The organism is Haladaptatus sp. AB643 (genome assembly GCF_024136975.1).
GTDB lineage: Archaea > Halobacteriota > Halobacteria > Halobacteriales > Haladaptataceae > Haladaptatus.
In genome coordinates this window covers 679,402-696,761 of record NZ_JAMYJW010000001.1, presented here as the reverse complement: position 1 = coordinate 696,761, position 17,360 = coordinate 679,402, and the positions used below count along the sequence as shown (strand labels likewise).

Annotated in this window: 17 protein-coding genes and 1 tRNA gene; 10 read left to right on the top strand and 8 right to left on the bottom strand. The window is 57.7% G+C overall.

The features are described from left to right. Window positions 1-113: 113 nt before the first annotated feature. Entirely contained in the window at window positions 114-527 is a 414-nt protein-coding gene (locus NKF25_RS03570; RefSeq protein WP_066141181.1) for an Lrp/AsnC family transcriptional regulator, read from the bottom strand. 102 nt (window positions 528-629) lie between these two features. On the opposite strand from NKF25_RS03570, the gene carA reads away from it, so the two are divergent. Continuing rightward, window positions 630-1,700: a glutamine-hydrolyzing carbamoyl-phosphate synthase small subunit gene (gene carA / locus NKF25_RS03565; protein WP_253225335.1), complete on the top strand. Its 1,071-nt coding sequence runs from the start codon at window positions 630-632 to the stop codon at window positions 1,698-1,700. A 64-nt stretch (window positions 1,701-1,764) separates the two neighbouring features. Here carA and NKF25_RS03560 read toward each other — a convergent pair whose 3' ends face one another. Beyond that, window positions 1,765-2,493, bottom strand: a complete 729-nt coding sequence (locus NKF25_RS03560; RefSeq protein ID WP_253225334.1) for an SDR family oxidoreductase — start codon at window positions 2,491-2,493, stop codon at window positions 1,765-1,767. A 232-nt stretch (window positions 2,494-2,725) separates the two neighbouring features. Here NKF25_RS03560 and NKF25_RS03555 point away from each other — a divergent pair, with 232 nt between their 5' ends. The 3 genes from NKF25_RS03555 (at window position 2,726) to NKF25_RS03545 (ending at window position 5,651) form a co-directional block, all read left to right on the top strand. Beyond that, a complete protein-coding gene (locus NKF25_RS03555; RefSeq protein ID WP_253225333.1) occupies window positions 2,726-2,995 on the top strand; it encodes a hypothetical protein in 270 nt (89 codons plus the stop codon). 145 nt (window positions 2,996-3,140) lie between these two features. Then, window positions 3,141-4,274, top strand: coding sequence for a hypothetical protein (locus tag NKF25_RS03550; protein ID WP_253225332.1), 1,134 nt, complete (start codon window positions 3,141-3,143; stop codon window positions 4,272-4,274). Window positions 4,275-4,511: 237 nt separating this feature from the next. Continuing rightward, window positions 4,512-5,651 carry a hypothetical protein gene (locus NKF25_RS03545; protein ID WP_253225331.1) on the top strand — a complete coding sequence of 380 codons (1,140 nt, stop codon included), beginning with the start codon at window positions 4,512-4,514 and terminating at the stop codon, window positions 5,649-5,651. Between the two features lie 15 nt (window positions 5,652-5,666). Here NKF25_RS03545 and carB read toward each other — a convergent pair whose 3' ends face one another. Then, window positions 5,667-8,801 (bottom strand): carbamoyl-phosphate synthase large subunit, encoded by a 3,135-nt coding sequence (gene carB / locus NKF25_RS03540; protein WP_253225330.1) that lies wholly within the window; start codon window positions 8,799-8,801, stop codon window positions 5,667-5,669. Window positions 8,802-9,039: 238 nt separating this feature from the next. On the opposite strand from carB, the gene NKF25_RS03535 reads away from it, so the two are divergent. The 4 genes from NKF25_RS03535 (at window position 9,040) to NKF25_RS03520 (ending at window position 10,546) form a co-directional block, all read left to right on the top strand. Then, window positions 9,040-9,192 (top strand): hypothetical protein, encoded by a 153-nt coding sequence (locus NKF25_RS03535; RefSeq protein WP_253225329.1) that lies wholly within the window; start codon window positions 9,040-9,042, stop codon window positions 9,190-9,192. Between the two features lie 201 nt (window positions 9,193-9,393). After that, complete coding sequence (locus NKF25_RS03530; RefSeq protein WP_253225328.1) at window positions 9,394-9,939, top strand: FxsA family protein; 546 nt, start codon at window positions 9,394-9,396, stop codon at window positions 9,937-9,939. A gap of 37 nt (window positions 9,940-9,976) precedes the next feature. Beyond that, window positions 9,977-10,050, top strand: a tRNA-Ile gene (locus NKF25_RS03525). Window positions 10,051-10,351: 301 nt separating this feature from the next. Beyond that, window positions 10,352-10,546, top strand: a complete 195-nt coding sequence (locus NKF25_RS03520) for an AbrB/MazE/SpoVT family DNA-binding domain-containing protein (RefSeq protein ID WP_253225327.1) — start codon at window positions 10,352-10,354, stop codon at window positions 10,544-10,546. Window position 10,547: 1 nt separating this feature from the next. Here the strand turns inward: NKF25_RS03520 and NKF25_RS03515 are convergent, their stop codons facing one another. Further along, window positions 10,548-11,654 carry a hypothetical protein gene (locus tag NKF25_RS03515; RefSeq protein ID WP_253225326.1) on the bottom strand — a complete coding sequence of 369 codons (1,107 nt, stop codon included), beginning with the start codon at window positions 11,652-11,654 and terminating at the stop codon, window positions 10,548-10,550. Between the two features lie 417 nt (window positions 11,655-12,071). On the opposite strand from NKF25_RS03515, the gene NKF25_RS03510 reads away from it, so the two are divergent. Continuing rightward, entirely contained in the window at window positions 12,072-12,647 is a 576-nt protein-coding gene (locus NKF25_RS03510; RefSeq protein ID WP_253225325.1) for a hypothetical protein, read from the top strand. A gap of 754 nt (window positions 12,648-13,401) precedes the next feature. Here NKF25_RS03510 and NKF25_RS03505 read toward each other — a convergent pair. Further along, window positions 13,402-13,599 (bottom strand): hypothetical protein, encoded by a 198-nt coding sequence (locus NKF25_RS03505; RefSeq protein WP_253225324.1) that lies wholly within the window; start codon window positions 13,597-13,599, stop codon window positions 13,402-13,404. Window positions 13,600-14,102: 503 nt separating this feature from the next. Continuing rightward, window positions 14,103-14,510, bottom strand: coding sequence for an SHOCT domain-containing protein (locus NKF25_RS03500; protein ID WP_253225323.1), 408 nt, complete (start codon window positions 14,508-14,510; stop codon window positions 14,103-14,105). A gap of 82 nt (window positions 14,511-14,592) precedes the next feature. Here NKF25_RS03500 and NKF25_RS03495 point away from each other — a divergent pair, with 82 nt between their 5' ends. Continuing rightward, window positions 14,593-15,912 (top strand): cytochrome P450, encoded by a 1,320-nt coding sequence (locus NKF25_RS03495; protein ID WP_253225322.1) that lies wholly within the window; start codon window positions 14,593-14,595, stop codon window positions 15,910-15,912. A 66-nt stretch (window positions 15,913-15,978) separates the two neighbouring features. On the opposite strand, the gene NKF25_RS03490 is transcribed toward NKF25_RS03495, so the two are convergent. Both NKF25_RS03490 and NKF25_RS03485 read right to left on the bottom strand, forming a co-directional pair. Then, complete coding sequence (locus NKF25_RS03490) at window positions 15,979-16,356, bottom strand: hypothetical protein (RefSeq protein ID WP_253225321.1); 378 nt, start codon at window positions 16,354-16,356, stop codon at window positions 15,979-15,981. Further along, window positions 16,353-17,360 carry a PGF-CTERM sorting domain-containing protein gene (locus tag NKF25_RS03485; RefSeq protein WP_253225320.1) on the bottom strand — a complete coding sequence of 336 codons (1,008 nt, stop codon included), beginning with the start codon at window positions 17,358-17,360 and terminating at the stop codon, window positions 16,353-16,355. Before NKF25_RS03485 ends, NKF25_RS03490 begins: the two co-directional genes overlap by 4 nt.

Sequence of the window (17,360 nt, the reverse complement as noted above, 5' to 3'; positions counted from 1 at the left end):
ATTTTATCCCGATTCCGTCGAACGACTCGGGACGCTGCCGCTGACCCGAGTTGCTCGTCCAAAATCACTCTTCGACTCATCTCGAGTGCAACTTGGATTCGGCCGAGATGGCCTCATCCAAGTCGCTCGTCCAAGATGAGTCGAGTCTTCGTGCTCACGACTTCCTCCAATTCTCGCGCGCGAGTGATGAGTTGGTTCACGCCCTGCGTGTCGGAGGCGTCGACGATGAGGACGATGTCGTCCTCGCCGCTGACCTGCCAGACGAAATCGACCTGTTCCCACTCCGCGAACGTATCGGATATCGCTGTCGTGTCAACCGCGACATCGACGCCGATCTCTATCATAGCTTTCACGTTCCCCGTGTGAGTGGTAACGGTGAATCGTTCGATAACGCCGTCCTCAGTCATGCGTTCGACGCGATTTCGAACCGTTCCCTCGGATGTGCCGACGCTCTCGGCGATCTCCGTGTACGGCGTCCGGGCGTCTCGCCGGAGAAGATTCAATATCTGTCGGTCGAGTGCGTCCATGGAGATTTGCAGGTAGTGTCGCCCGCTACTTGATGATTACGAATTTCGTAAGAATGCTTCGAAAGCAAGGTTTATAGTGCCGTGTTGCATATGAATCTCGTAATGCCGGGTGCCTACGTCGCGCTGGAGGGTGGCCATGTGGTGGAAGCCCGTGGTCGCTCCCCAGGTACGGCTTGCGGTGAACTGGTCTTTACAACAGCATACACGGGTTACGAGGAGAGCCTCACCGACCCGTCCTACGAGGAACAGGTCCTCACGTTCTCGTACCCCCTCATCGGGAATTACGGCGTCCGAGAGGAACGCTTCGAGAGCGACCGAGTCCACCCGCGTGCGGTCGTCGCACGCGAACTCACCGAGGACGTCGCGGAGTGGCTCGAAGCCGAGGGCGTCCCCGCGGTGGACCACCTCGACACCCGCGACCTCGTCGGCGGGATTCGGGAAGAGGGCGCGATGAAGTGCGGAATCGCGGTCGGCGAGAACGCCACGCCTGACGACGCGCTCGCGGAACTCGCGCGCTGTCCGGGCATGAGCGACCACCACGACATCGGCGCGCAGGTCAGCGTCTCCGAACCCGAGGTTCACCTCGGCGATGGCGACGAGGACGGCCAAACCGTCGCGCTCGTGGACTGTGGTGCGAAAGGAAGTATCATCGACGCGCTGGTCGAACGCGGCGCGGACGTTCACGTCCTCCCGCACGACGCCACGCCCGAGGACGTCGAAGCCCTCGAGGCCGACATCCTCTTCGTTTCGAACGGCCCGGGCGATCCTGCGAACTTCGAAGCGGCCCAGGAACTGGTCGATACCTTCGCCGGGGAACTCCCGCTCGCGGGCATCTGTCTCGGACAGCAGATCATCGCCCGCGCGCTCGGTGGAACCACCTCGAAGATGGACTTCGGTCACCGCGGTGTCAATCAGCCCGTTCGTGACCTCGAATCGGGACAGGTCGTCATGACCACGCAGAACCACGGCTACACGGTTGCCGACCCCGGTAACCTCGAAGTCACGCAGATCAACGTCAACGACGATACCCCCGAAGGGCTGGAAAACGACGAACTCGACGTCATCACGCGTCAGTACCACCCCGAAGCGAACCCCGGCCCGAACGACACCCTCGGATTCTTCGACGACGTCCTCGCGATGGCACCCCGACGGCGACTCGTCACTGCTGACTGATCCGACCGCGTTTTGACGACGCTGACCGCCGAGGATTGGCGGTCGGCGAACTCCCGCGTACCGCTTACTCCTCGATTTCTATTTCGTGTTCGCCGGGCACTTGCCAGTCTATCTCGACGACTCCCCGAGCGGTGCCGCGCTGACCCTCCCGACTCACGACTTCGAACGTCCGGTTCTCGGCGTCCGACGTGAACAGCGCGGCGATCATCAGTCGGGCGACGTCCTCGCGCGGGATGCTCCCCGAGACGCTTTCACCGCCTTCACCGACCAGCACGTTGCCGGTTGCGGGTGCGTTCGTCAGGCCGCCGGGGCGGATGATGGTGTAGGAGAGACCCGACGTGCGGAGCACCGACTCGGCGTGGTTCTTTTGGTTGAGAACGTGCCAGAGCGGGAGTCGAAGCGCGGCGGGCATCCCCTCGCGGGAGTCACCGACGCCGATGGAACTCTCGAAGACGAAGCCCTCGACGCCCGCTGCGACGGCCGCGTAGACGAGGTTCTCGACACCGGCACCGTCCACGAGGTCACCGCCGAGAAGTGCGTCGAGGCTCGGGGACGACCCGACCGCACAGAGGACGGCATCGCAGTCCGCGACGGCACGGGAGGCGTCCGCCGGGTCGAGGAGGTCACCGATGATGACCTCGTCCGCGCCTTCCTCCGACAGCTCCCGTTCCTTGTTCGGCGAGCGCGTCATGGCTCTGACCTGTACGTCAACGCTGCGTAGCTGCCGGAGGAGTTCGCGCCCCGTGTCACCGCTCGCACCAGCAACCAGCAGGCGCTCGATTTCGTTCGACATCTTACGTGAATTCGTGCAGGAAGCTGAAAGGGTTCCCGGCCAACAGTGTCGCAACCGAGGGCGAAGATACCGCCCTCGTGGACGCTCGTCGTTCGGCCCGTCGGTACGAGGGATATCGGTGGTGGACGGTGGATTCCGGTAGCGCCGTCACCGCTCGGTCGGCCAGGTACTGAGTTCAGTAGTGTTTGCCAGAAATAGAATGAAATAATATGAATCAATTCCTGATACAGGTATGCCATCGCGATCAACTACCGATCACCACATCACCGACATCGACCTTCTCGCCGCGATTTTCGGTGTGATAATCGGGGTCCTTGCGGGGTACGCCAGCGAACACGGATTCCGAAGCGTGGCCATCGCGGGCGGTGTGCTCTTCATCGGTCTCTCGCTCGGTGTCGGTGTCAACGGCACGATGCCGGGCGTCCACCGAAAACTCCGCCGGGAACCGTGGTACGCGTTGGCCGCGTTCCTGATGGGCGGAGCGCTCGGAACGCTTCCCTGATTTTCGTCGGTTCTCTCAGCGACGACATTGGATTCTCGAAAACAACCATACAAACCAATAATTTTACCGTTCTGCCACTACTTGTTAATTTCACTCAATTTCTAGTTAATTATTTGTGTCCTTGTTTTGATTGTTATTCTGGGCCATGAAAGAAAGTCCAAGCAGAGACGGAAACGACGACCGAACGAACAGACGAACCATCCTCAAAACCGGTGCACTCGGGGTGACGAGCCTCGTCGCGGGTACCGGTCTTGCCAGTGCGGAACTGAACGAGAAGCAACCGCGGGGAAGTGCGGTTCACACGGCAAAAGCGTCCCGTGGAGCGACGATTTCCGACGAACAGCGACGGCAGGTCAGGAGACGTGCGGTCCGCGATTTCGAGCGGAAAAACGGGCGTTCCCCGGATGCCATCCCCGCCAGCGACCTGCAATCCGACGACGGTGACGTGGTCGCATACGCATACGCGCTCGATGCGAACGGCGTCGGCCGGGCGTACACCGGCATCGCTGGCGAGGACACGGACGAACCCGAGACGCAGTCCGGACGGGCCGAGGCGCTCATTCACGACCGGTTCGACGGCCGGGTCGCTGAACTCTCATCAGCCGTCACGGCGTCCGAACAAGCGACGACGATGTCCGGTGGTCCCGTGACGGGGACGAACAACATGCAACAGATCTATTCGCACAAACTCGAAAACGCGATAGATCCGTACGGCGTCGCCGGGGCAACGTCGTATTGGTACCAGGACACCCTCGACAGCACCGACGGGGACGTTCACTCGTTCAACTCACCCGCCGGATTCGAACCGGGCACCTCGGCGTTTGGGAGCGACTGGGAGAACGACTGGGGACGCGTGTTTCACCAGTGGGACGAGACTGAGATGGGCAACGTGGACGTCGATTATGGTCAGTGGCAACCGTACGGCACCCAAGGAGGTTCGTCATCCAGAAGCTACTCGCTTAGCGTCAGTGTCGGCTGGATGACGGCATCGGTTACGGCGGGCTTTAGCTGGTCGTACACGCAGCCGGATGTCGAAGTCATCGACGAGTCCTCGTCGTACCACAATTACAACCAGTGGCAGTTGAAGGTCAACGGCGGGGACGACGTGAGTCAGAACTTCGTCGGGTTTCAGCCGTCGAGTGCCGCCTCGATGGACCACTACGATAGCTCGATGGGAGAGAAAACCATCTGCATCAACAAGGTGAAAGGCCAGTTCGTTAACGACGGCTCGGAGCACTGGCTCGCCCACACGTCCACGTTCTACAAAGAACCCGCGTAGGCTGAACGCGTCAGCGGACCGATTCCAAGCGTGTACGAAGACGCCGCCGTAAACCGTGGCTCACGCCCGTCTCGTCTTCACCAAGTGGTGCGATCGAAACGCTCGTGCGACTTCACGTCCCGGTTCGCTCCCAAAGCACGTTTTCGGACACCAAATTGCATCTGGAAAATAAAGTATTAAATTTACTCAATTTCTAGTTAGTTATTTGTATCTTCGTTATTATCATATATTCGTAGCATGGAAGAAAAAGAGTACTCCGGCGGAAGCAACGGACGGATGAACAGACGAACGATTCTCAAAACCGGCGCACTCGGGATGACGAGCCTCGTCACGGGTACCGGGTTCGCCAGCGCGAAGCTGAACGAAAAACGCTCACGGGGAAGTGCGGTGTACACCGCGAAGGCGTCCGGTGGAGCCGCGGTGTCGGACGAGCAACGACGAGCGGTTCGTCGGCGAGCCGCCGACGATTTCGCGGAAAAGAACGGTCGTGCTCCCGCGGTTATCCCCGCGAGTGAGCAGGAGACGAGTTCGGGCGGGGTCGTGGCGTACGCCTACGGTTTCGATGCGGACGGCGTCGGGCACTCCTACGTCGGCGTTGCCGCCGAAGACCTGACGGAACCACAGGCGGAGTCGGGGCGCTCCGAAGCCCTGATTCACGACCAACTCGACAGTCACGTCGCGGACATTTCCTCGACAATCAAAGCGTCCGAGCAGGTTACCACGATGGCCGGTGGAACCGTGTCCAGCACGGACAACATGCAACAGATGTTCTCGCAGAAACTCGAATATGCCGACGACCCGTACGGGACGGTCGGTGCCACGTTCTACGTGTTCATGGACACGCTCGGGAGCAGCGAGGGCGACGTGTTCGCTCTCCACTCCCCGGCCGGGTTCGAGCCGGGAATCTCCGCGTACGGAAGCGATTACAAGAACGAGTGGGGGAGAGTGTATCACAAATGGAATCAGAGCGAGATGGGCAATACCGACGTGGATTACGGGCAATGGAACCCGTACGGAACGCAGGGCGGGTCGTCCTCGACCAGTTACTCGCTCAGTGTGAGCGTCGGCTGGATGACCGCGTCGGTCACGGCGGGCCTTAGCTGGTCGTACTCCCAACCGAACGTCGAAGTCGTGGACGAGTCTTCGCCGACCAACGAGTACAACCGGTGGCAGTTGAAGCTCAACTCCGCGTGGGACGACGACACCCGCGAGAACTTCATCGGCTTCCAGCCGTCGAGCGCAGCGTCGATGAACCACTACGAGGACTCGATGGGGCGACGAACCCTCTCCGGAAACGAGGTGAAAGCGAACTTCTCGAACGGCAGCGATAACTACGACCTCTCCTCGAAAAACGAGTTCTACCTGAACTCCAGTTAAAGAGAATCGGTCCCGTCAGCGACCCCACTCGCGGGCGACTTTCGGCCTGTCGCCGACCGACTGCACGCAGAGGTCTTCGTCACGGGCCGCGAGCGCTTCGAGTGCCGCCTTCGCGCTGGCGACGGTCGTGAAGTACGGGATGTCCTCCTCGACGGCCGTCTCCAGTGCGGCGCGGTCGTCGCTCACGAGGAGGTCGACTTTTCCGGTGCGAATCGCGTCGTTGACGTCCTCGAACTCGCCGAGTTCGTAGTAGTCGCCGAAGCCGTCGAGGTCGAAGTCGACGACTGCAACGCCCTCTTTTGGAAGCGTGTTCGAGGCGGCGGATTGGGCCTTCTCGTACGCCTTGCCGAACGAATCCGCGGTGCCCATCACTTCGCCCGTCGATTTCATCTCCGGGCCGAGGCGGGGGTCGGATCCCGAGAGGCGGTCGAACGGAAGGACGACCTCCTTCACGCTCGTCTGCTCGGGAATCCGTTCGGTCACGTCGAGTTCGGCCAACGTCTTCCCGGCCATCACCTTCGCCGCGAGTTTCGCGATCGGGACGCCCGTCGCCTTCGAGACGAACGGGACCGTCCGCGAGGAGCGCGGGTTGGCTTCGAGGACGTAGACTGTATCGTCTTGGACGGCCAACTGAACGTTCATCAACCCGACCGTGTCGAGGGCGCGAGCGATGTCCTCCGTCACTTCGCGCACGCGGCCCAACGTCTCCTCGGAGAGCGAACGCGTCGGAATCAGGCAGGCGGAGTCGCCCGAGTGGACGCCCGCGCTCTCGACGTGTTCCATGATACCGCCGATGACGATGTCCTCGCCGTCCGAGACGGCGTCCACGTCCAGTTCCACCGCGTCGGCGAGGAACTCGTCCACGAGGATTGGCTTGTCGGGCGAGACGCGAACCGCCTCCTCGATGTACTCCGTGAGTTCCTCGTCGTCGTACACGATGTCCATCGCGCGGCCACCGAGGACGTAGGACGGGCGCACGAGGACGGGGTAACCAATGTCGTGTGCGAGTTCGAGGGCCTCCTCCTCGCTCGTCGCGCTTCCGCCGGTCGGCTGTTCGATGCCCAGGTCGTCCATCAGGCGGTTGAAGCGGTCGCGGTCCTCCGCGAGGTCCATCGCGTCCACCGTGGTCCCGAGAACCTTGCAGTCGAGACCTCTGCGCTCGATTTCCTCGGCCAGCGGGTGGCCGATATCGACCGAAGTCTGACCACCGAACTGCACCATCACGCCGTCGGCGTCCGTCGCCTCGATGACGTCGGCGACCTCCTCGGCGGTGATGGGTTCGAAGAACAACCCATCAGAAGTGTCGTAGTCGGTCGAGACGGTTTCGGGGTTGTTGTTCACGACGTGCGCTTCGATGCCCATCTCGCGGAGCGCGCGAACCGCGTGCACCGAACAGTAGTCGAACTCCACGCCCTGCCCGATGCGAATCGGGCCGCCACCGACGACGACGACGTTCTCGACGTCCGGATCGACTTGCAGTTCGTCGTTCCCGAACACGTTCGTCTCGCGGGCCGAGCGCGCGGAGTAGTAGTACGGCGTCGACGCCGCGAACTCGCCCGCGCAGGTATCGACCTGCTTGAACGAGCGTTCCGGAGCACTCGTCTCGACGGAACCGACGTCCGCACCGGCCATCGCCGCGACTTCCTGATTAGTGAACCCTTTCTCCGCGGCGGGGGCGAACTCGCCGTCCTGTGCGGCCTCGACGGCCTCGGCGATGCGGCCGTAGCGCTCGACGTACCACGACTCGATGCCGGTCAGGTCGGCGACCTGTTCGGCCGTGTAGCCGCGCTCGAACGCCTCGAACATGGCGTACGGACGGTCGGGGGAGGGTCTTTCGAGATAGTAGGATTCGAGTTCGTCGTCGCCGACTTCGTCCCACTCCGCGTCTGGTTCGTACTCCGAACTGCGGAGCGCCTTGAGGAGGCTCTCCTCGAACGTCCGACCGATTGCCATCGCCTCGCCCGTGGACTTCATCGCCGTGCTGAGTTCGAAGTCCACGTCGTCGAACTTGTCCTTGGGCCAGCGCGGCACCTTCGTCACCACGTAGTCGATGGCGGGTTCGAACGCCGCCGTCGTCTCGCCCGTGATCTCGTTCTCGATCTCGTGCAGGCGTTTGCCGAGCGCGACTTTCGCCGTCACGCGGGCGATGGGATATCCCGTCGCCTTGGACGCGAGCGCCGAGGAGCGCGAGACACGCGGGTTCACTTCGACGACGCGGTACTCGCCGCCGGGCGTGCCGTCGTCGTGCCACGCGAACTGGATGTTACATCCGCCCTGAATCCCCAAGTCGCGGATGACTTCGAGGGCCGCGTCGCGCATCTCCTGGTGACCCTCGTCGGGAATGACTTGCGAGGGCGTGACGACGGTGGATTCGCCCGTGTGAATCCCCATCGGGTCCAGGTTCTCCATGTTGCAGATGATGATACACGAGTCGTCCGCGTCGCGCATCACCTCGTACTCCAGTTCGACCCAACCCGCGATGGATTCCGTGATGAGCACCTCGCTGTTGCGCGAGAGGCGCAGTCCCTTGCGCACGCGCTCTTTCAGTTCGTCCATCTCGTGAACGACGCCGGACCCGGACCCGCCGAGGGTGTAGGTCGTGCGCGAGATGACGGGGAGTCCGCCGACGGTCTCGACTGCGTCCTCAACGCGCTGGCCGAGGGCCTCCTCGTCCAACTCGGCGACAGTCTCGCCCTCGTCGAGCGTGATGGTCGTCGAGTACGGCATGGGTTGGCCGAGTTCCTGCATCCGCTGACGGAAGAGGTCGCGGTCCTCCGTCGCGTAGATGGTTTCCAGCGGCGTTCCCATGATCTCCACGTCGTACTCTTCGAGGATGCCCTCCTCGCTGAGTTCCGCGGTGACGTTCAGTCCCGTCTGTCCTCCGAGTCCGGCGATGACCCCGTCAGGGCGCTCCTTCCGGATGATTTCGGCGATGGCTTCGGTGGTGATGGGTTCGATGTACACCTCGTCGGCCATCTCCGGGTCGGTCATGATGGTCGCCGGGTTGGAGTTCACGAGAACGACTCGCGCCCCCTCCTCCTGTAGTGCACGGCAGGCTTGCGCGCCGGAGTAGTCGAACTCCGCAGCCTGGCCTATCTGGATGGGTCCGCTTCCGATGAGCAAAATCGTCCTGTTCTCGGTGTCACTCATGGCTGTTACCCGTGTGAAGTTCGTACATCGTAATAAGCCCCACGAATCATTACGAGGTACGAAACTTGATTTCGAATTTCGGAAGGGCAGACTGAGAATTGGAAATATTGGATTGATTGGAAGGTATTAGTGGCCGAAGGACGAAGAAACGAGTGTAGAAATGAACGAAGACAGTAGGCACGTTTCTATCTCTTCGTGAATATCGTACTCAAAGAACGGGGCTAAGCGGGAGATACTGATGATCGTTGAGGAAGAATGTGGGCGGCAGGCCGACCAACCGCTTGCGGGCCGGGTGCGCCTCGCACCCGGCCCGCCGCTGTCCTGGCGGGTCCCGGGCGAGCGAGGGATAGTACGAGTGGGCGCGTGCGCCCACGAGCGACTGACCGAGTGAGGGCGGGGTGTTTCCGAGGAACGGGAGTCGTCGCTGTCGTCACGGAAATCGTCATCGTGGCTGTAACTGCGGTCGTTACTGAAGCGCCCTTGCGTCGTCTCACGCCGCACGCGGACGCGGAAAACGAGAATGACTCGTTTCGCTCTCCGAGCACACATCAGCAGGTAAAGGGTTTTACAGCCTGAACCACTACGTCGAATCATGTGGAAACGGATGCTGGCGCTGTTGCTGTTGATTCCGTTACTCGACGGGCTGTTTCTCGTCTTCGTCGCCACCCAGATTGGCTGGCAGATAACCGTCCTGCTCGTCGTACTGACCGCCCTGCTCGGAATGTTGCTGGTTCGTGCCGAAGGGAGACACACCATCAGAAAGATCCAATCCGACCTCGCGCGCGGGGATATTCCCACGAATCGGATCATCGACGGCGGATTCCTGCTCGTCGCCGGTGCCTTCCTGCTCACGCCCGGCCTCATCACCGACACGCTCGGGTTCCTGTTCGCGCTCCCGCCCACGCGCGCGGTGTTCCGGACCGTGGCGAAGAAGTGGGTCATCACGCCCTACATCGACAAGCAGACCGGCGGGTTCGCCTCGGGTAACGTCTACACCTTCGGCTTCCCTGACGGTGGCAGCGTGAGCGGCAGCGGCACGGCCGGTTCGAGTGGTCAGGACGGTGATACGTACCGGGTGGATTCGGACTCCTACGATATCGGTTTCGATGACGACGCGGAGGAGAAAGGAAACCCTTAAAAATCTCACCGGGCAATGAGTAAATGCGCCCAACAGAGGGCCAATAGCTCAGTTAGGTTGAGCGCTCGGCTGATAACCGGGAGGTCCGCGGTTCAAATCCGCGTTGGCCCATCCCACTTTCACTCGGTCTTTGACCGATCGAAAACGGGGGCGTAACCTCCCCAGCCAACTAATCTTACGGTACTCACTTTCTACAGCGACCCGCTTCTCATGTGGAGTTGAACAGGTTTCCCGGCGGCACCTACGCCCTCTGGTGATTTCAATAGCCGGAAGTGGTCGCTGTGAACCACTTCCCGAAAGCGGACGGGGTTCAAAGAGAACCACCTGCGAATTTTGTGGAGCACATTGGCAAACTACGTAGTCGCTTTCAACACCCTACATATTTATTACAAATGCGGTTCGCGAGATTGCCGTGGTCAATATGGGAATTAAACAAAGATTTGCAGATACGCGAACGGCACAAGAAGGAAATAACGTGATTCAGCTAACGGTACCGAAAGACATCCCCGACGAACTTGGAATCACTGGTGGCGACGAAGTTCTATGGACCGGTGAGGAGAACACTGATAAAGCGGAAATTCACGCACCACAGAAGAAACAGAGCTAGTCTACGTAATCTCCTCAGAGATTTCCCGATCTGCAATATCACTAGCAAGATTCCAGAAAATGAAATCAGATCGGTCGTTTCTTTGATGATCTTCATACATTTCCCCAGCTGCAAACAGTACAGAAACATCCTCGCCGTGTCTGATCGGGATAACTCTGTCAATGATTTCTAAATTCTTTTCTCCACTCTTTTCCGAACCGGTATACTCTACAGAGACATTAATCCTAAATTTATTGAAATCAAGTGTATTTTCGATCCTTTTTCGAAGAATATCTTCATTAGGAAGGCCTGCCGTTTCATGGTCGTCTTCCAAAATATCCATCCCAAAGTCATTATTGTTAATGAATCTCTTCTTTTCTGGATCAATTCTCATCCACATCCTTCCCTCGCTTTTAAATTGAACCTCAACCCACTCTTTTTCAGGAAATCCCTCATCTCTTCTTTCTGACTCATGTTCAATATTGCATAAAGAATCATTAAATCTCATACTCAAACCAAAGGGTAGTTCCGAAATTAAAGTAGTCCCACCCCCATCCTCAGAGTCGTATTTTACAAGTAATGGTAGAAACATGGCAACTCTACTCTCGTTAGGTCTGAGAAACGATCCCTGGTTTTTGATTAGCTGTTTATCAGACTTATTCTGAAGTAGCTCATCATAACGTTCGAGATTTATTGTTTTACTACTCAATGAAAATTCCAAATTTGATTCTGGAATCGGACTCGTCTCAATTTTTCCGGATAGATTATTTGCCGTTCCTTTTCCAACATTAGACAGATAAACTACTAATCCACTAGGAGCATTTGGTGTAGAGTCAACAACCTTTACTTGATCTAATTCTAATTCAGGTTCATGCTCTACTTCCATCAGTCTATTTTGCTTTCCTTGGAGCTCTTTCAATCCTTGATATAGAAAGGCCAATGTTAGTGAGAGGACTAACGATCCAAGTAAGCTCACTACTTGAATCCAATCTATAAACGTATATTGAGTAATCGATGACAAATGCCACGCAATAGGCACAGCCGCCAGTAGTCCGAGTGCTAAGAGAAAAAGCCACCAATCTCGTTTTAACCGGTGGAAAATCTCATTTGCTTTCCCTTCATCATTCATGAATTCTCTTACTTATGTCTATCCTGAATATCTTTCCTATTATTTTCTTTGGGACCCAGTTTTGGTACGGCTCCACGGGGTTTTTCGCGGACGAGAATTAGATGCTATGAATTGCACATTAGATGCGCCCGAACGGACGCACCGATGTGCGAAATTGAGCTATTGACGCAGTCGAGTAGATCTTCTCGCATGCTTGCAGACCCACCGGTACACTCTGTTTAAATACTAAGTATGCTCAAGTTGGTCAGAGAAGATGATTAGTGAGTAAAAACGACGGCTCTTCTAACTATCCTAAAAGGACATGTGATTTACCATCAAAATGTGACTGATTTCTTGAATTAATCATTAACACCCATAGTCAAATTTGAGTGAGAATTGACAAGGGGAATTATATCTATTGGTGTTGAGAGTAGTGCCATGCCGAACAATCAATTTCTCCAGCTGGGGACTGCACTATTACAAATATTTGTAGCTCTCGCTGCGATTTGGTTCGGTGGATTAATATATGTTATAAATATCTCTTCGGAGATTGAATCTTCATTCCAAACAGACGAAAGTACGTATGAAGAGATTGTGAGTATTGCTGCATTTATAGGAACGGTGATTGGTGGACTGTCTCTTACCGCAGGTGTTTTATATCCTGTTTTACTGCTAATCACTTTTTCACTAAGTAAATTTGGAAATAAATCACTGAATATTGCTTTGGTTCTATTCGTTTGTCTATTTTCTGTTATATTGGTGCCCTCTTTAGTATTAATTGATGGGTTTTTTAGAAAACGTATTTTTGAACCAGGTCTCCATAATCTGGAATGGAAAAAAAGAGTGGAAATGGATAATCAAGGAATTCACGCAGCAGTCGATTCTGGAAAAAGTAGTTCAATAGTTTCTTCGACATTTGTAGGTAAGATCGTATTGTGGCTACCTCGAATGAGTATCGTTTCAATCCTTATTGAAGTGATTGTCGTAGTTCTTTATCTCAACAATATTATATAATAGGCTCTATATGTGTTAAGTGACCGGTTTTACTATAGACTCTATTCACATACATTTAATTAGAATATATATGATATAGATAAATAACTTTTTGATTACTCACAGCGATTGATTAATACAATGTCTGACTGTGTAATCTGTGGTAGCACCGATCCAAGAGCACATGTTTGTGCCAAATTTGGAGGCGAGAATATCATTAAACCCGTACTTTGTACAGATTGCAATATTGAGTTATATGACGCTGCGAACACAAATGGCACCTGTCTTGAATGTGAAGAAGATCCAATTTTTCACCATGTAAAATTTGTTTGGAGACCCTCGGAACAAGGCGACCCTATGATATCTCTTGGACCAGGTCTTTATTGTATCGACCATTCCCCAGACGAACTACGAAATGAATTTAATATCTGATTTCTTGTTTGCAATGACTAATAGTGTCTATAAGCTAAAAGATTGAACGGAGATATCCAGTAAATTGGGGTCCGAGATTCTACTTTCACTCGGTCTTTGACCGATCGAAAACGGGGGCGTAACCTCCCCAGCCAACTAATCTTACGGTACTCACCTTCTACAGCGACTCGCTTCTCGTGTGGAGTTGAATTCTCGCAAGAGATACAGCGTCAGTTCGACCAAAGTGAATGGACGGTTCTCGACTTCCGTATATGATCATGGATCAGTTACCCGATGAAACTACGTTTCGGGGGGACGTGTGGAAAAATATTCGGCTTATCTTCTCATTCACGCTCTCGTTCGATCACACAGCCGTCGTTTCGTCTGCGAGTTCGGTTTCTTTCCCACTCTGACGACTGGACACCCAAGTGCTCAGGGCCACCGACACCCCGGTCAAGAGGCCGATTCTCGTCCCGAGTTCCTTCCCGCCGACGACACGCGCAGCGGCTGTCGCGACGATGAATGCGACGAGGCCGCTCAGAAGGCTCTTTTTCAGGGCCATGTGGCCACTACTTCAGGCGGATAAAAGGTCCCATCGGTTGTGAACTGTGACGACCGGGTGGCTCCCGTTCGGGTTGTATGTATCCCCGGCACACCCTTCCGCGGTCAGTGTCGTGGTTCGTGATTTCCCGCCGATGATGTCGGCCTCGATACGAGCCCCGTGTTCGAACGTCTCGGAGGACCACAGGAGATGCCCGCTCGGAACCTCGTATTTCGCATCGACCGGCAGCGTTTGGTCCGACTTCCGAGAGATGGCAACGTGGACTGTCCGCGTTTTCGAGCTATCATTTGCTAGTGCGAGTCCTTCGGTTCCGGTGTCCGTCGTGGTTCGAGTGGTCGATTCGTTTGTGGTCGATTCCCCTCTCTCTCGCGAAGTTCGTTGAACCGAGACAGCCGGACAGTCCACTCGACAGGAGGGCACTCCCGCAGATCAGTAGACGGCGTCGTCTCATCGGGAAGAAAAAACGCGAACGACGGCATAAGATTTCAGTTCGATGATCGGTGTTACTCGAATTCCCGTTCCCGCTCCCGCCGCGCCTCCACGTCCGCCACCGTCTCGTTCTCCAACAGCAGATCTACCCGCCGTTCGAACTCTTCTTCGTCGATCTCCCCGCGGGCGTATCTGTCCCGGAGCGTATCGAGGGCGTCCTGTCGGTCATCGTTTCGTTTCCCCGTTCGGTCGGTTTGGCGGTCGTCGTACCGTTGATGGTCTCGTTTTCGTCGTGTCCGTTGGCGCTCCGAAAACGACTGTGAGAGGATCGTCAAAAGCGGGAGAACGACGGCGAATCCAAATACGAACACCATCCAGAACCAACTGTAGCCGAGAAACAGCGCGAGCAACCCGGCTCCGAGGACGGCAATCGCGACGAGGGGCGGAATTTGGTCGACGAGGGAGAGATGCCCATCACTCATATCACCTTCTTTACCACGGTTCATGAAAAGTCTGTCACTCGTTAGGGAGCAGGCTCTTACGGTGTGCAACCCAATCTCTTGCATGGCAAACCGCGTGCCATCGGGACCGGAGGGGGTACCGTTTTTGGGGTCGAGTCTCCAGTACGCAGACGACCCGTTGGGGTTCATGGAGCGCGTCGCACGCGAGTACGGCGACGTGGCCCGAATCGACGTGTACGGGACGGAGGTGTACCAGGTGGCCGATCCGGAGGCCATTCGGCGCGTCCTCGTGACGAACGCCGAGAACTACCGTAAGCCGACGTTGGGCGGGGACGAGGGACTTGGAGGGTTGCTCGGAGACGGTTTACTGACGAGCGACGGCGAGCACTGGCGACGCCAGCGCACGGTCATGCAACCGTCGTTTTACGGTACGAAGCTGAACGAGTACGGCGATATCATCGTCCGTGATACGACCGAGTTGGCCGACTCGTTCACCGACGGGGAGCACACGGACATCCACGCCGAGATGTCCCAACTCACCCTCAGAATCGTCGTCGAGAGCCTGCTCGGTTCGCGAATCGACGGGATGGAGCGCGCCATCCGGGAGGCCCTCATCGAAGTCGGCGAGCGGTTTCAACCCGGGCCGGAAGGGTTCGTCCCCGAGGAGGTACCGACGCCGCGAAACGTTCGCTACCGCCGCGCCGTGGACAGGTTGGATCGAATCCTCCGAGAGATTCGACGACAGCACGACTACTCGGGCGACGAGGACGACCTGCTCGGAACGTTGCTCGGCGAGCGCGAACAGGGGAACCTCACCGACGAGAGCGTTCGCAACGAGATGATGACGTTGTTGCTCGCAGGTCACGACACGACCGCTTTGACGCTGACGTACGCCTGGTACCTGCTCGCGAAGCACCCCGACGTACGGCGGGAGTTCCACGACGAACTCGATGCAGTGGTCGACGGGACGCCGACCGTCGCTGACCTCGCGGATCTCGACTACCTCGACGAAATCGTGACGGAGACGTTGCGTCTCTACCCGCCCGCCTACGTCGTCTACCGGCAAGCGAACGAGGCGGACGACCTCGCCGGGTTTCACGTCCCCGCCGACACCGTCGTTTCGACCCCGCAGTGGGTCGTTCACCACGACGAACGCTTCTTCGACGACCCGTGGGAGTTCCGACCGGAGCGCTGGACGGACGAGTTCCGCCGCGAACTCCCACAGTTCGCGTACTTCCCGTTCGGCGGTGGCCCGCGCAAATGCATCGGCGATGGCTTCGCCATGCGCGAGGCGAAACTCGTGTTGGCGACGCTCGGCAAGCGATTCGAGTTCGACCTCGTCTCCGACACGCCGCTGACGCTCGTTCCGCTCGTCACCTTGCACCCCGAAAATCCGGTCGAGGTGACCGTGAAGGATCGCTAACGCGCGTCGTTCCGTTCCGCCGCTCCAGTTCTCCGTTCCGCCGTTCCGTTTCGCCGTGTCGCGTTCTCAGTCCATCGACCGGACGGTGAACGAGATACCGATACCGGCCGCCAGCAGGACGACGAGGTTGAACGCCGCGTTGAACAGCGGTCGGTACCGGTCCGCGACGAACGTCCAAATCACGTCGAGGGCGCTCATGTAGAACTGGAACAGGGCTACGACCGCGAGAAGGACGAGGACGACGAGTGCTCCCTGATACAGATACTTCCGTGGGCTCGGGTCACGGGACGGATTCGTTCGTCCGGCCTTTTCCGGCGTCTCGTGGCGGGCGTGACGGTCCCCTTGCCCGTGTTGCTCGTCAACCGCGTTTGTCTGCTCGCTTTCCTCTCGTTTCGATTCGGATTCCGACCGCTCGGAGGTCGTCGTTGATTCGGTTTCAGTCATGGTTGTCCGTTTCGCCGCACGAGTAGTCCCGCCCCGAGAAGGGCGACGATACCGGCGAGGACGGTGAAACCGGGTTGGCCGCCGTCGTTCGCCGTTCTGGTCGTCCGCTCCGATTTCCCCCTGTCGCCCTCTTGGAAGTCCGAAACGGACAGTTCGACGTCCGTCTGCGTCTCGTTCACCGAGAGCCGCTTCGACGGGTCGAGGTTCGCGGCGCTCCGCGCTGAGCCGACGACGACGCCGTCCTTCCAGAGGATCGCGTCGAGATAGTAGTTGTAGCCGTCCGGGACGGTCACGGTCGCGGACGGGTCCGCAGTTCGTCCCGTCTCGATCGTCCCGACGGGAACGGAGACGCGGTCGGCGACGATGTTGGAATCCGCTTGCCGCGCGACGAAGACGATACGGACGTTCTCCGATGCGTCGTCGCCGCGATTCGTCAGATACGTGGAGACGTTGAGCGACGCCGTATCGTCGTGGACGTCAGCGATGGAGTAGTCGATCGGTGGGAGTCCACTCGTGTCGCCGTTCCAGTGGAAATCGACGGCCGTCCGCTCGTAGGCAGGTTCGAGCGCATCGACGCCTCGAACCTCCTTACCGCCCTCGGCGATGCGTTCCCCGTTCTCGAAAACCACGGTTTCGATCCGGTAGCCGCCGCGACGTTCGACCGAGAGGTTTTCGATAATGCTCGTTTCCCGTTCCCCGTCGATGGTCGGAACTCGCGTTCGCGTCGTCGCCTCGACCAACCCGGAATCGAGATGAATCGCCCGGACGAGGACGGAGATGTTTTCCGCCGACCCACCCCTGTGGTCGAGTCGGGTTTCGATGCGTAACGTCGCCGTTCCACCGGAAACGTGGCCGGGCGCGATGGCGACGTCCTCGATTCGAAGACGACTCGGAGGGTCGTCCGTGGACGCCGTCGCAATCGCACCGGGAAGAACGGCGAGCGTGAGCAGGCCCGCCACGGCGACGACTGCGATGGCGACCGCCAATATTCGTTCTCGGTTCAT